Origin of the sequence: Bradyrhizobium sp. OAE829 (genome assembly GCF_040546575.1) — a bacterium.
GTDB lineage: Bacteria > Pseudomonadota > Alphaproteobacteria > Rhizobiales > Xanthobacteraceae > Bradyrhizobium.
In genome coordinates this window covers 4152689-4167273 of the sequence record NZ_JBEPOE010000001.1, presented here as the reverse complement: position 1 = coordinate 4167273, position 14585 = coordinate 4152689, and the positions used below count along the sequence as shown (strand labels likewise).

Sequence of the window (14585 nt, the reverse complement as noted above, 5' to 3'; positions counted from 1 at the left end):
CTGAGCATGAAAGCAATCGTAATTCGGGAGCCATATGTCAGTCTCATTCTCACGGGTGAGAAAACATGGGAAATGCGCAAGGCTGCCTGTCGCTATCGAGGACCTGTCGCCTTGATTAGCAAGGGCAGCGGCACTGTCGTGGGGACAGCCGAGATTGTCGATTCGCTTCCGATTATCGAATCCCCCGAGGCATACGCTGAAGCTGAGCCAAAGCACTGTGTTCCTCCGAATCTACAACCACGGGCGTTTTCAGATGGCTGGCGAACCCCATGGGTGCTGACCAAGGGACGTCGTCTGGCTTCTCCGGTTCCTTACAAGCATCCTTATGGAGCGGTAATCTGGGTCAGCCTTGAAGAGAATGTAGCGGCCCAGGTTAGCGCTCAACTTGAGCAAGAGACCCCAAGCTCGGAGCCTTGTATGGCGCACGAGACACCGGAGAAGGTCGAGCTTCCTTCTGGCTCGATGCGGTCGCACACGGTAGCCTTGAATGAGGCCCTTACTCTCCCGCAGCGCGCTTTGAAGGAAAATGCTGTTGGAAGAGGCGATTTGTCTGACGAGATAAGAAAGGTGACCGTCACCGGCGGAAATATCCGCAATAATCATATTTATTTGCCGCTGGATTTCTTTCCTCAGGAAGTCATTGGTGGCAACAACAAGTTCGAATCAGCTGCGCGGACGATTTCGGTGACCTTCAGGCCCGGTCAGGCAATCGAGACCGATATTGACCGTACAAAGAGAATCTTGCGGGCGCGGAGTGCCGTTGGCGAGTTTTTCGCTGCAGCGGATGTCGTAGAGGGCGACGTGGTTTGTATCCTGAAAACCAGCCACTTCTGCTATGAAATATCGAAAGAGGCCAATGGCTGACATACCGCAGCGCGTGCGCAAGAAGCTGATCGAAGTTTCTATTCCCCTTGAGGCAATAAACGTAGCCTCGGCTCGGGAAAAATCGATTAGGCACGGACATCCGTCTACCTTGCACCTGTGGTGGGCGCGGCGTCCGTTAGCGGCGTGCCGGGCGGTGTTGTTCGCGCAGTTGGTGGATGATCCATCAAGCTGGCCCGATCGTTTCCAAACCGAGGAAGCTCAGGATATCGAACGGCGACGTCTACATCGCGTCATCGAGGCGATGGTGCCGTGGGACGCTTTGAACAATGAAACGATCCTGAACGCTGCACGCTGGGAAATCGCGCGTTCAGTCGCATGGGGCCTCGGCGAAGAGCCGCCGCCCAAAGGCGATGGCGGGGCAATCCTCAAGTATCTGCAAACCAATGCACCTCCGGTCTATGACCCATTCTCTGGTGGAGGCTCTATTCCACTGGAAGCGCAACGCCTGGGGCTTCGCGCGTATGGTTCGGATCTCAATCCGGTCGCGGTCCTCATCGGGAAGGCGCTGGTAGAGATCCCTCCGACATTTGCCGGTTGTCAGCCGATCAATCCGATTTCTCGTGATGAGGCAAAGAATGGCTCGCTTCGTGGCTGGAAGGGCGCGCAAGGTCTGGCCGAGGACGTGCGCTATTACGGCCAGTGGATGCGTGACGAAGCCGAAAGACGTATTGGTCATCTCTATCCGAAAGCAACGTTGACTGACGGCTCGGAAGCCACCGTTCTCGCTTGGATTTGGGCCCGCACGGTACGCTCGCCCGATCCTGCGGCAAAGGGCGCGATGGTCCCTTTGGTCTCGACCTTTATGCTATCGACCAAAGAGGGAAAGAAGGCTTGGGTCGAGGCGGTAATTGACCCGAATGCTCCTAGCGGCTGGAGATTTGAAGTGCGGACAGGCGCACTGTCGAAGTCTGACGAGGAGCGCCTTAAGAAGGGTACGAAATCGGCTAAAGGGGCTGCCTTTGTTTGCGTTCTGACTGGATCTGCGATCGACCGGAAGTACGCGCAGATCGAAGGGAAGTCTAATCGATTGGGCCAGAGATTGATGGCTATCGTTGCAGAGGGAAGACGAGGGCGACACTACATAAGCCCCGAAAATGCGGTCGAGGAAATTGCAAAAGACGTTAATAACTACCCTCAGGTTGGCGATACCCGAAATACCTTCCTTGGTGAGTCCACTCCGACCCGCGCGATGATAACAGGCGGAGTATGCTCCGCCTACGGACTCCGGACTTGGGCAGACCTTTTCACAGCAAGACAGCTGCTTGCCTTGAACACGTTTGTAGAGTTGATTGACTCTACTAGAGAACGAGTTCGTTTGGACGCATCGGCTGGCGGCCTAGCGAGCAGCGCAGAACGTCTTCGTAGCGGCGGTCGCGGCTCCGCCGCTTATGCAGATGCTATCGCTACTTATCTGGGCTTAGCTATTGATCGGGCAGCAATGGCCGGCAACAGCCTAGTTCGATGGAATGCTGTCGGAGAAAAGGCGCAGCACGCCTTCGGTAGACAGGCGTTCGGAATGGTTTGGGACTTTGCTGAGCCCAACTTCTTCGCTGACGCGACTGGAAGCTTCTCATCGTGCTATGAAATGGCCGCTAATAGTCTCATGTTCGCGAATGTCACTCCTGGCAGCATTTCCGCTCTTGCCGCCCAGAAGAACGGGTACCCTGCTCGGCCTGTCGTTATTTCTACTGATCCACCATACTATGACAACATTGCTTATGCGGAACTCTCTGCATTCTTCTATCCGTGGCTACGGAGATCGGTATCGAGCATATGGCCAGATGAGTTTCGCCGACTGACGGTGCCGAGGGATGATGAGCTTGTTGCGGCTCCCTTTAGGCATGGAGGCAAGAGCGAAGCTGAGACATTCTTCATGCAAGGCATGGGCGACGCGCTCAAAGCGATGCAAGACGCAGCGTCTGACGATCAGCCGCTGGTCGTCTATTATGCTTTCAAACAATCTGAGGCCGCAGAAGATGGCGTTACCTCTGCAGGCTGGGCCTCCTTCATACAAGCAATTGTGGATGCTGGATTAGGAATTGACGGCACTTGGCCCTTGCGCACAGAGATGGCGACTCGCATGGTGGGCCAGGGAGCCAATGCTCTCGCCTCTTCAATCGTCTTGGTCTGCCGAAAGCGCGCTCTGTCCGCCTCAGTCATAATCCGCGCGGATTTCATTCGTGCGCTCAAACGCGAAATGCCGAAGGCTATTGAAGATATTCGACGGGCTGGCGTCGGCCCGGTGGACATGCAGCAATCAGTGATCGGGCCCGGTATGGGCATCTTTACGCGCTATTCCAAGGTGCTTGAGGATGACGACAATCCTATGCCGGTGAAGACGGCGCTGTCGTTGATCAATCGTGTCTGGGAGGAAATTGATCAGGAGCTTGATGCCGCCTTCGATGCGGAAACACAGGTAGCGCTCGCTTGGTTTGCGACCTACGGCTTTGACGCGCGAGCCTCCGGTGAGCTTATTACACTCGCCAATGCCAAGAACATTGCCTCCGACACGCTCTTTGAAACTGGCGTGTTCAAAGATTTGAGGGGCAAAGCGGCGCTTACACCGCGCGACGAATTACCGAAGGGTTGGACACCTGCCACAGACAAGTCTCTCACCGTTTGGGAGTGCGTTCAGCATACTGCTCGCGTACTAAGCGCGGAGGATGGTGGTGGAACGGCGGCGGGACAGCTTGTTGCTGGGATGGGTTCCAAGGCGGCGGAAGCTCGGGCGCTTGCCTATCGCCTGTTCGAAATCGCTACGCAGAAGGGGTGGGCCGCCGAAGCGCTGATCTATAATGAGCTGGCGCAGGAATGGCCAAAGCTCGAGGATCTTGCAGCGACGGCTGACGCGCGACCTTCACCTGTAGCAGAACAGGCGGAACTCTTTTGATCGGGCGGGAGGATCGTATGTCGGCCGAAAAGGAAACGCTGCAACGAGTTCAAGGTGGCCTTTATCACCTTCAAAGGGGACTGGCTCCGTTCGTTGAAGCGCGCATGAAGACGGTTCATGGCGCAGGCTGGCTGAATTATGCAAGTCGCGCTTCCGGTGGGGCGCCAAATGCTCCGCTGGATGCGTACGGTCTCGTCAAGACGATGATTGATCGGTGGCGCGAGACCTTTGACGATGCGTTTGGTCGTGGTGACAAACACAAAGCGCGCAATTTCGCGTCCATGGCACTTGAAGCACGAAACGCCATCTCACATCTCGCCATTGGCCTGCAGGATGATGAGGCGTTGCGATACATCGATGCTATGCATCAGCTTCTCAAGCTTGTGAAAGCGCCGGCCGCTGAGGTTGCTGAGCTAAAGAAGTTGTACGATGCGCAACGCCAGTCGGGATTGGCCAGAGCACCAACCCCGGATGCGACCGTCCCGCCTTCTGCGGCCTCCAAGCCTACCCAAGCTACGTTGACTTTGCCGCAAGCGAATCCGCCTGAGGACCGTTTAGGCAAGGCGCTTAAGCCTTGGATTGAAGTTGCGCTGCCTCATCCAGATGTGATCGCGAACAGATTCAAAGAGGCTGAGTTCGCTGCGGACCTTTTTGCGGTGGATACGGGTCACGCAAGCGACGCTTACTCTACTCCCACAAACTTCTTCGGCATCACGTTCCTAACTGAAGGACTGCGGAGGGTGCTAACCTCGGCGGTGCAGCGTCTGGGCGACACTGGTGGCGATCCTGTGATTGGTCTTCAGACGTCGTTCGGTGGCGGCAAGACCCACACGATGCTCGCGATTTTTCATTTGGCGCGCCATCTCAGTGAAGGTGGTGACCCCGGTCGTCTAGCGGGAGTGGCCGAGATCGTGGAGAAGGTCGGTGCACAAACGTTGCCGAAGCCTAAGATAGCGGTCTTCGTGGGCTCGGCTGACGGGCCAGATGTGAGTTTGAAGATAGACAAGGGACCCAAAGTTCACACAGTTTGGGGTTACATAGCTTGGCGACTTGCGGGGGATAAAGGGTTGGCGCTCGTCGCTGAGGCCGAGGCGGCCCGGACCAGCCCGGGCTCGCGAGTTCTGGTTGAAGTCTTCAAACTTGCCGGGCCGAGCGTTATCCTTCTCGACGAACTCACGATGTTTGCCCGACAACTTGATGATGATCGGTTCGAAGCCTTCTTGTCCTTCATTCAATCGCTGACTGAAGCAGCGAAGATGGTGCCTGGTATTTTGATTATTGGTTCTTTGCCGGAAAGCGATGCTGAGGCAGGAGGCGAGCGCGGAAAAGCCGCACTGCGGCGACTTGAGAAAGTTTTTGGTCGTGTGCAGTCGCCATGGCTGCCAGCTTCCGGTGATGAGACCTACGAAATCATTCGCCGTCGCCTCTTTCAGGCGCTCGACTCCGAAGGAGAGAAGGCGCGGGAAGAGACCGTGAAGGCCTTCCACGATTTGTACAAGAAGAACGCAGCGGAGTTTCCGCCAGAAGCGAAAGAGCAGCGATATCTGGAGCTATTGCGTCTTTCTTACCCAATTCACCCCGAGCTTTTCGATCGGTTATCGAAAGATTGGGCAAGTCTAGAGAAATTCCAGCGAACACGAGGCGTTCTCCGTTTCATGGCCAATGTGGTAGGTGTTCTCTGGCACTCACAAACACATGATCCGATGATCACGCCAGCCCGCATTCCCGTGGCGCATGAGCGTGTTCGCGCAAGCGTACTGTATCCGCTCGATCCCCAATTCGGTTCCGTGGTTGACAAGGAAGTCGATGGTGACGGTTCTTTACCCAACCGGATGGAAGCAAATCCGTCACGCAGGATTTCACAGTTGCGAGCAGCCACTCGTTCCGCGCGGGCGGTTTTTCTATGCTCAGCGCCATTGGTGGGGCAGCCAAATGCAGGACTTACCGGTCAAGGTCTTCGGCTGGCGTGCGCCGAACCTGGGGATCAGCTTGCCATCTTCGGGGAGGCGCTTCGGGAACTTAGCGAGCGAGCCACCTACCTCTATGAAGAAGCCGGTCGCTATTGGTTCTCGACGCAGCCCACGCTGAATCGTCTCGCGGATGATCGTGCTAAGGCGTTAGCAGATCATGACGTCGACGAGGCCATTGCCGATGTCCTTCGCAAGGATGCGTCTACCAAAGGCGGATTTGATCGCGTCCACGCGGCACCGGACGACCCGGTGACGATTGACGAAGCCCAGGCCTTGGCTCTCGTGATACTCGCTCCTGCCACGCCCCATGCTGGAAAGGGACCCTCGAAATCGGGCGCGACGGATGCCGCGAGCGACGCCTTGATGCGTTGTCGTTCATCCCAACGGCGGTTCCGAAATACGCTCGTCTTTGTGGCGGCCGACGAAGCCGGCCTCGGAACAGCCCGAGACGTCATGCGCAAGGCGATGGCGTGGAAGCAAATTGTCGAGGACAAACGCCTGCACGATGCCATGACGACTGCGCAGATTGCAGACGCAGAGGATAAGGCAAGGACAAATCGGGATTCTGCCCAGAAGGCCGTTCGTAGTGCGTGGAGCCATGTCCTCTACGGCGTTAAGAGCGAAACAGCGGGCAGGGCGTTCGAACTAGAGCACAGCTTGATCTCGTCGCGCGACCGAGCCGCCATTCCATCCGTTGTCTACGATAAGGCGAAGGCGGACGGAATCGCGCTGGAGAAGCTGGGGACGGAACGCCTTTGGCACGCCCTGAAGCCGATCTGGCCAGAGGACAAGGAGCAACTGCCTGTATCGGAACTCACCGATTGGTTTGCGTCCTACGTTTATATGCCGAAATTGCGTGATCGCGTGGTCCTGGAAACGTCAATCAGGGATGCCGTCGCAAAGCTGGATCCTCAGTTCGGTTACGCCGACGGATTTGACGAGACGAGTGGAAAATATCGTGGACTGATCTGGGCGAAGGACCCGCCCCAGCCGTTTCCTTCAACGGCGGTGCTGGTCAGTGACGCCGCCGCGAAGAGGCAACTCGCCGAGAAGGCAGCTGCTGACCACCCTGCACCCGCCGGAGCGCCTGATGCACCAACGGGCTCACCGAGCCCATCCGACAGTCCCTCGGTGCCTGCGCAGCCCCGCAAGTCCCGCCGGTTCTATGGATCGATCGAACTCGATATGGTGCGACCGGTGAAGGCCTTCGACGCGGTTCTAAACGCCGTCGTCATGGAGCTTCAGCGAACCCAGGGAGCGAAGGTGAAGCTAACGCTGGAGATCGAGGCGGTGGCTGACGAGGGATTTGCTGACAACGACGTGAGCGTGGTGAGGGACAACGCCCGGCAGCTCAAGTTCAAGGCGGAATCGACTGGGTTCGAGGAGTGAAACGGCACGGACGTTCATAAGAGCGACTTCATAAATGTAATCAGGTGGTTACATAGAAAACTAATTCCGGTAAAATTCTCGAAAATTCCATTTTTGGCTAACCCCCTTTGGCAATTCTTCCTCTAATTGGCGCGGCCCGCCGCGTGTGCGTTCGGCTCCGCGAGTCCAGGCGCCTGGGCCCGTCGCAGTGCTAGGCGCACATCATCTGGATCGGCCAGAACAACATGTTGCTCTCTGGCTGGCCGATTCTCCTCATAGAAATCAAGATTGAGCCGCTTAAGCAGATAATAGAGAAGCGCAAGACGGGTCTTAATTTCGATGCGCCCGCCCTTCATCCCGAAATCCTGCGCGACGACGTGCTTCTGGTCATCGGACAGGCCGGGATGAGGCTTCAGCGCGACAGTTACAATTTCATTCCAGACCGCGTCCCGCTCAGGCGTTGCTTCCGCCGGCGCGGTTGCCCGCGTCTTCAAGAATCGGGGCAGCAGGAAATCTTTAAACGAGTGATCGATGTGGCAGAATGCCCGGACATGCCAGCGCTGCCCGTCGTGAGCGACCGCATGGGGCGATATCCAGCGCCACGTCGCCTGCGGACGGCTTCCGGATAAAGACTGGTACCGAACTTCCAGCGCCTGATGTTCACGAATCGCCGCGAGCGTGTGCCTCAGCACTTCGGGATCGACATGGCGGCGCGGCATCGGGAGCGTCTCGAACGGAGGAGGGCGGGATACCCAGCTCTCTTCACGGCTGACGGCGCCCTCGGCGATCATTCGCAACTGCGACAGGTAGCGGTCGGGGTCCGGTTTCAGGAAGCGCGGCGTGAAATTCTTTGCCGCGAAATACCGCTTTTCACTGCGGTCATAGACGACGTTATCTGGCGCCAGTTCCTGATACTGGCTCAGGTCCTTGGAAGCCTGCGGCACGGAGACGCCGAAGTAGCGGGTGATGTCGGCCCGATTCAGCCGACCCTCCCAGAAGAGTTGGAATTCGATGAATTCGAGGCGCTGCTCAACGCCCCAGCGCAGATCGGCTGCTTCCTTGCCCATGAGACCCTGTAGATACGGATAGAAACTATATTGACCGCGAAAGGCGATCCGTATAGTTTCTTAGCTAACAGACGGAGAATCGTCAACGGCGAAAGCCGAGTTACCCACAACAGGCCCGCGGGCCTGATCCATGGAGACTGCCCAAATGGTTGCGAAATTTCACTTTTTCCCTCTCGGCAATGCCGATACGCTCCGCCTCGACCTCGCAGACGGCCGCAAGGTGCTGGTCGACTACGCCGACATGCGCTGCGCTGACGACGATGAAGACCTTCGCTGCGACCTCCCGTCGGCGCTCCGGCGCGATCTGGCGAAGGCGCGGCGCAATCACTACGATGCCGTTTGCATCACCCACCTCGACGACGACCACTGCTGCGGCTTCGGTGAATTCTTCTGGCTTGAGCATGCGAAGGTGTACCAGGACGACGACCGCGTCCGCATTACCGAGCTTTGGGTGCCTGCCGCGGCGATCTGCGAGGAGGGCCTTGATGGCGATGCGCGGCTGGTGCGCGCGGAGGCCATTCACCGGCTGAAGCAAGGCAAGGGCGTTCGGGTGTTTTCCCGTCCCGAACGTCTCAAGGAGTGCTTTGCGAAGCTGGGCATCGACGTCGAAAGCCGCAAGCATCTGATCGTCAACGCCGGCAAGCTCGTGCCGGGCTACACCAAGGAAGGGCCGGCGCAGGCCGAGTTCTTCGTCCACAGCCCGTTCGGCTGGCGGCAGGACGAGCAGACGGTGATCGACCGCAACCAGGACTCCATCGTCATGCAGGTGACGTTCCGCGAGGGCGGCAACGACACCTATGCGATCCTCGGGTCGGATGTCGATTACGAGAGCATTTCGACGATCGTGCAGGTAACGCGCGGGAAGGGCAACGACGACCGACTGCTCTGGGATTTAATGAAGCTCCCCCACCATTGCTCGTATCTCTCGCTCGGCCCGGACCGGGGAACGGATGAGACCAAGGCCGTCCCGAACGTGAAGTGGCTGTTCGAAACGCAGGGACGGAGCGGCGGAATCATCGTATCGCCCAGCTGGCCAATCCCGGCGAAGGGATCGAAGGAAGATGATGACGTGCAGCCGCCTCACCGGCAGGCCGCCAATCACCATCGCCGCGTAACGAGCAACATCGGCGGCCAGTTCACGGTCACGATGGAGTATCCGTCGAGGGCAAGGCCCGCACCGTTTGGCTATGAGATCACCGCCTACGGGATCGCGATGATCATCGCGGCGCCGATGGTCAGCACCTTCGCCGCAGCGAGCACGCCGCGGGCCGGCTGATGACCATGGAATCCTGGCTGGCCACCTTCGAGGAGACGATCGACGGCTCCGGTTTCCGCCATGCGGCAGCCGGAGCCGTTGCGGACTTTATGCGCCGCTACGGCGCGCCCGCCGGCGCCTTTGTGGAAGGCCGCCGCCGCGGCGGGCAGGAACTCGTCATTCTCAATCTTCTGACGGGCGCGCCGCAACGACCCGTCTATCCGATCCTGCATAGCGAGCGCGTCGGTGTCCTATTCGCGCGGGAGAACGCGCAGCCCCTTGTCACGATGTTGCGCGAGGACTTTCCCGACACCGAACACCAGCAGCTTGTGCCCGAGGGCTTCCCGGCCACGATCTGCATCGACGATCGGCCCTGGGCCGAGGCGCGGTTGACGTGGACGCCGGCGGAACTGATCGAGCGGATCGTGTCTTGGTTTCGCCGGGCAGGGCGCGGCGAGCTGCACGACGCCCGCCAGCCGCTCGACCCGGTGCTGATGGGCAGCCCTCTCAGTTTCTTCATTGCCCGGTCGGTGCTCGATGCCGGCCAGGCGCAGGACCTTATCGCCGAGCATGATCCGGGCGACGGCGCGATTCTGCGCGTACGCAAAGCGGAGCCGGGCGAACTTCCGTCCACCGCCGAGCCATTCTGCATCGTTACCTACAAGGTGCCGCCCGAGCACATGAAGCGCCTGAAGTTTGCGCCTCATAGTCTTGCCAGCCTTGCGGCGATGCTCGGCGAACGCCGAATCAATCTATTCGATGATCTCAGGACGCGGCTTGGCGCCTGGATTGCCGAAGGACCTTCCGCGGCATGGCGTCTCAATGGCCGTTTTGCCGTGATCGTGGAAATGCCGATCGTCTCGCCGCGCGGGGTGCAGCAGGACGGGCTGGATCACCGCGCCTTTGTCACCGCGCGCAGCGCGGGCGACATCGCGGTGGCGCTCGGCATCGCGCAACCGTCCCAGGGACTCGGAAAGGTCGGCTACGTAAGAATGATCGGGGGGACGACTCCCGACGAGGCGACTATCGCGGCCATAGAGGTACAGATCGCCGAAGTGCATCTCGCATTCGAGGCTGACTTCGCGGCGCGGCTCACGGGCCGCAGCTCACCCGACGAAAGGAACGCGATTCTCGCCGGCGCGGGCGCCATCGGCTCGCATGTCGCCGATGCCCTTGCGCGCGAAGGTCGCTTTCGCTGGACGGTGGTCGATGATGACCGGCTCCTGCCGCACAACCTTGCGCGACACGTTGCACGGGGAGACGCGGTGACCCGCCCCAAGGCGAGAATTCTCGCGGACCACATCAACGCCACTCTTGCCGGGCCACCGCGCGCGACGGCGATCCCGGCCAATCTCTTCGCGGCAGGAGACAAGGGCGCCGCAATTGAAACCGCGCTTCGCGGCGCGGACCTGATTATCGACGCGACGGCCTCCGTGGTCGCCGCGCGGCATCTCTCGGACCATGCGGCGCCGGGCCGGCGGGCGAGCGTGTTCTTCAACCCGGCAGGCGATGCGGCCGTGCTGCTCGCAGAACCCGCGTATCGCGCACTCACGCTGCGCGACCTCGAAGCTCAATATCTTGGGCTTGTGCTGCGAACGGAGCGTCTTGCCGATCATCTCGGCAGGCCGGCTGAAACCATCGCCTACACCGGCGCGTGCCGCGCCATCACCAACCGGATTCCGCAATCGCAGGCGGCAATCCTGAGCGGCTTGACAGCTTCCGGTCTGACTGCCGCCATCGACGGTGAATCGGCGGCGATCCGCATCTGGACTCTCGCGCCCGATGGCGGGGTCAGGGTCGAGACGATGACACCCGAACCCGTCGCGCGCTTCCAGGCGGGCGCTTGGGAAATCGCCATCGACGAGGGGCTCGTGCGGCGCGTCCGCGCGATGCGCGACGCCCGCGTTCCGTCCGAGACCGGCGGCGTTCTCTTCGGCCTCGTCGATATTCCCGCGAAGTGCATTCACCTGGTCGATGCCTCCGCCGCGCCGCCGGACAGCGACGAGCAGCCGGGCAGTTTCGTCCGCGGAGTCGACGGCGTCGAGGAGCTTATGGACAGCGTGCGCCGGCGCACGGCTGGGCAGGTGCGCTATGTCGGCGAATGGCATTCGCATCCGCCGCGCTCATCGGCAAGGCCAAGCGCCGTCGACGGCAAGCAGATCGACTGGCTCGCGGCGCTGATGGGGATGGATTCCATGCCGGCGCTGATGCTGATCGCCGCGGAACACGAGCTGGCGGTGATCTTCGTCGACCAGCAGGCGGAGCGGTTGCCGCAGCGACGCGCGGCATGAGGGGTAGGGATGCAGATGACGAAATCGACGATCGGCCTTGCCCTGTCCGGCGGCGGCGCGCGCGCCATGGCCTTTCATCTTGGCTGCCTGCGCGCCCTCAACGATCTCGGAATCCTTGAACGGGTGCAGATCCTGTCGACGGTCTCGGGCGGCAGCGTCATCGGCGCGCTCTATGCGGCGAACGACGAGCCTTTCCCGGCTTTCGAGGCGCGCGTACGCGCGGCGCTTGCGCGTGGGCTCGCAGGCCCCGCGATCCGGACGGCATTCCGGACAGGGGAGGGTTTGAAGGCCGTTCTTTGCGGCATGCTCGTCGGAAACGCCAACCTGTTCTTCGTTGTGTTCACGTGGCTGTTGTGGCTCGGTTCGTTTCTCCTGCCCGCCGGGGTGCGGCCCCGCTGGCAGATGGATACCTGGCACCTGCCGTTCCGCCGCTTTGCGAGCCGCACCACGATATTGCGCAGGGCAATGGACGACGAGCTGTTCAAAGGGAAGCGCCTCCGCGACCTGCAAGGCCGAAGGCCGCTCCTAATCGTCAACGCCGCCGAGTTGCGCACGGGCTCGGCGTTTTACTTCACCCCCAACGACTCAGGGTCCTGGCGGCTCGGCCGGCTGGCGTGTCCGGATATCACGCTCGCGCATGCGGTGACTGCCTCGGCGGCCTATCCGATGTTCCTGCCGGCGCTCGATGAAGAGCTGCCCTTCGACAAGCGCGACGGCACAAGGCGCTCCGAGCGCGTGAATCTCACCGACGGCGGCGTCTACGACAATCTCGGGCTCGCGCCGCTCTGGCCGAACCGCGATCCGTCCATCAGCCTCAATGTGGAGCCGGTCGACACGATCATCTGTTGCCGGGCGGGATACGGGCTGCGCCACGACCCGCCGAGCCAGTTCATGATCGCGCGTCTGAAGAGCGCCATCGCCTGCATCCACGACCGGGCCCAGAACGCGGCGATGAAGCGGCTGTTCGAACTGCGCGGCGCAGGCAAATTGCGCACCGTCGTCCTTCCCTATCTCGGGCAGGATGACAGTAGGCTCAAGCACCGGCCTCCCGGTCTGGTCACGAGAGAGGAGGCCTATGCCTATCCCACCGACTTCTCGGCGATGAGCGAAGAATGGATCGAGCGCCTCGGTAGGCGCGGGGAGCAACTGACCAAGGCGCTGATCGCGGAGCATGCCCCGGAGCTGGCGGCCGAGCCACCGTCCGGGGCTTCTGCGGAAGCAGGTGAAGACAACGAAGGACGGCGGCATGCCTCAATCGCTTGCTCGCCTTAGCCCCCGAAGCACACAACGCAACGTGAACTGGTTTGGCGGACGCGCGGCTTTCCAGCCGGCTTTTCCGACTGATTCATCGCACGGTCCGCGGCAGCGGCCAAAGATGTAGGCGAGGGAGTCGTAGTACCCCGCGAGACACGTCCCGCTAGAATCATGCCCGCATAGATACAGCTGCGATTGACATCATAACTATATCCGTATAGTTTCTATACTCATTATGAGTAGCTGAATTTCATAGGGGCGACCATGACCGAACCAACAATGACCTGTCCGTCTTGCTCGACCGAGATCAAGCTGACGGAGTCGCTTGCGGCTCCGCTCATAAGGGCGACACGCGAAGAATATGAGGCGAAACTTTCTCGCAAGGAAGCTGACGTTGCCAAGCGCGAGGCCGCCTTGCGAACGGAGCTGGGGCAGATTGAGGAAGCCAGGCGATCGATTGAGGATCAGGTCGCGGAGAGGCTGAAAGTGGCGCGGGCGGCCATAGCCGCTGAAGAAGCAAAGAGAGCTCAGGTAGCCGCAGCTGCAGATCTTGAATCAAAATCAAGAGAAGTTGCCGACCTCCAGGCTCTCCTGGGGCAGCGGGATGCGAAGCTGCAGGAAGCGCAAAAGGCGCAAGCCGAGTTGCTGCGCAAGCAGCGCGAGCTGGACGACGCGAAGCGCGAGCTCGATCTCACGGTTGAAAAGCGAGTCCAGGATTCAATCAACGAAATCCGCATGAAGGCAAAGACGGAAGCTGAAGAAGGCTTGAAGCTCAAGGTCGCGGAGAAGGAGCACCAAATTGCATCGATGCAACGCCAGATCGATGATCTGAAGCGTAAGGCAGAGCAAGGGTCGCAACAATTGCAGGGTGAAGTCCTTGAACTCCAGCTTGAAGCAACGCTTCGATCTCACTTCCCCTGGGACACCATCGAGCCGGTTTGCAAAGGAGAATTCGGCGGGGATGTAACGCAGCGTGTACATGGAACGCTTGGTCAAGCCTGCGGATCAATCCTCTGGGAAACCAAGAGAACAAAGAACTGGACAGACGGCTGGCTTGCCAAATTGCGCGCTGATCAGCGCGCTTCCGGCGCCGAAATAGCCATCCTTGTTTCCAGCGCGCTTCCGAAGGAGATTGAGACCTTCGGACCGATCGACGGCATCTGGATCACAGATGCTCAGTTCGCTATCCCGCTTGCCGTCGCACTTCGCCAATCGCTAATCGAAATCTCCGGCGTGAGGCACGTTCAGGAAGGGCAGGAGACGAAGATGCAGCTCGTCTACCAGTACCTCACCGGCCCGAAGTTCAAGCATCGCGTTGAAGCCATCGTCGAGAAGTTTTCGGATATGCAGGCTGACCTTGACAGAGAGCGCAAGTCAATGATGCGCCTGTGGGCAAAGCGCGAAGCACAAATCCATAGTGTCATCGAGTCCACCGTCGGAATGTACGGCGACTTGCAGGGCATAGCGGGTAGGGCCCTTCAGGAGATCGAAGGCCTTCAAGTTCCATTGCTGGAGGTGAGCGTTCAACAAGACGGCGTCTGAGCCGCCTTGACATGCAACGAAGTATATCGGCGATAGAATGCATTTAGCATTTAAGCTCCGGAA

General features: G+C 59.8%; 8 protein-coding genes. 7 read left to right on the top strand and 1 reads right to left on the bottom strand.

Annotation, left to right across the window (positions count from 1 at the left end; genetic code table 11):
• Window positions 1-6: 6 nt before the first annotated feature.
• The 3 genes from ABIE49_RS20120 to ABIE49_RS20110 are packed head-to-tail and all read left to right on the top strand — an operon-like array spanning window position 7 to window position 7134.
• Window positions 7-864 (top strand): ASCH domain-containing protein, encoded by an 858-nt coding sequence (locus ABIE49_RS20120; RefSeq protein ID WP_192739081.1) that lies wholly within the window; start codon window positions 7-9, stop codon window positions 862-864.
• Window positions 857-3775: a DUF1156 domain-containing protein gene (locus ABIE49_RS20115; protein WP_192739082.1), complete on the top strand. Its 2919-nt coding sequence runs from the start codon at window positions 857-859 to the stop codon at window positions 3773-3775. Before ABIE49_RS20120 ends, ABIE49_RS20115 begins: the two co-directional genes overlap by 8 nt.
• Before the next feature lie 17 nt (window positions 3776-3792).
• Complete coding sequence (locus ABIE49_RS20110) at window positions 3793-7134, top strand: DUF499 family protein (protein WP_192739083.1); 3342 nt, start codon at window positions 3793-3795, stop codon at window positions 7132-7134.
• Window positions 7135-7256: 122 nt separating this feature from the next.
• Here ABIE49_RS20110 and ABIE49_RS20105 read toward each other — a convergent pair whose 3' ends face one another.
• Window positions 7257-8180, bottom strand: coding sequence for a BrxR family helix-turn-helix transcriptional regulator (locus ABIE49_RS20105; RefSeq protein ID WP_192739084.1), 924 nt, complete (start codon window positions 8178-8180; stop codon window positions 7257-7259).
• A gap of 145 nt (window positions 8181-8325) precedes the next feature.
• Here ABIE49_RS20105 and mblB point away from each other — a divergent pair, with 145 nt between their 5' ends.
• The 4 genes from mblB to ABIE49_RS20085 all read left to right on the top strand — a co-directional run bounded on the left by mblB (window position 8326) and on the right by ABIE49_RS20085 (window position 14522).
• Window positions 8326-9456 (top strand): anti-phage 6A-MBL system MBL-fold protein, encoded by a 1131-nt coding sequence (gene mblB / locus ABIE49_RS20100; RefSeq protein ID WP_192739085.1) that lies wholly within the window; start codon window positions 8326-8328, stop codon window positions 9454-9456.
• Window positions 9456-11726, top strand: a complete 2271-nt coding sequence (gene cap2-3 / locus ABIE49_RS20095) for an anti-phage 6A-MBL system cap2_3 protein (protein WP_192739086.1) — start codon at window positions 9456-9458, stop codon at window positions 11724-11726. The genes mblB and cap2-3 overlap by 1 nt, the downstream gene beginning before the upstream one ends.
• A 9-nt stretch (window positions 11727-11735) precedes the next feature.
• Window positions 11736-12998: a patatin-like phospholipase family protein gene (locus ABIE49_RS20090; protein ID WP_192739087.1), complete on the top strand. Its 1263-nt coding sequence runs from the start codon at window positions 11736-11738 to the stop codon at window positions 12996-12998.
• Window positions 12999-13244: 246 nt separating this feature from the next.
• On the top strand, window positions 13245-14522 hold the full coding sequence (locus ABIE49_RS20085) for a DUF2130 domain-containing protein (RefSeq protein ID WP_192739088.1): 1278 nt from the start codon (window positions 13245-13247) through the stop codon (window positions 14520-14522).
• Window positions 14523-14585: the final 63 nt, after the last annotated feature.

Excerpts from the sequence above, each read along its gene's own strand:
- ABIE49_RS20110 (WP_192739083.1), top strand. The coding sequence starts at position 3,793 with ATGTCGGCCGAAAAGGAAACGCTGCAACGAGTTCAAGGTGGCCTTTAT.
- ABIE49_RS20090 (WP_192739087.1), top strand. The coding sequence starts at position 11,736 with ATGCAGATGACGAAATCGACGATCGGCCTTGCCCTGTCCGGCGGCGGC.
- cap2-3 (WP_192739086.1), top strand. The coding sequence starts at position 9,456 with ATGACCATGGAATCCTGGCTGGCCACCTTCGAGGAGACGATCGACGGC.
- ABIE49_RS20115 (WP_192739082.1), top strand. The coding sequence starts at position 857 with ATGGCTGACATACCGCAGCGCGTGCGCAAGAAGCTGATCGAAGTTTCT.
- mblB (WP_192739085.1), top strand. The coding sequence starts at position 8,326 with ATGGTTGCGAAATTTCACTTTTTCCCTCTCGGCAATGCCGATACGCTC.
- ABIE49_RS20085 (WP_192739088.1), top strand. The coding sequence starts at position 13,245 with ATGACCGAACCAACAATGACCTGTCCGTCTTGCTCGACCGAGATCAAG.
- ABIE49_RS20105 (WP_192739084.1), bottom strand. The coding sequence starts at position 8,180 with ATGGGCAAGGAAGCAGCCGATCTGCGCTGGGGCGTTGAGCAGCGCCTC.
- ABIE49_RS20120 (WP_192739081.1), top strand. The coding sequence starts at position 7 with ATGAAAGCAATCGTAATTCGGGAGCCATATGTCAGTCTCATTCTCACG.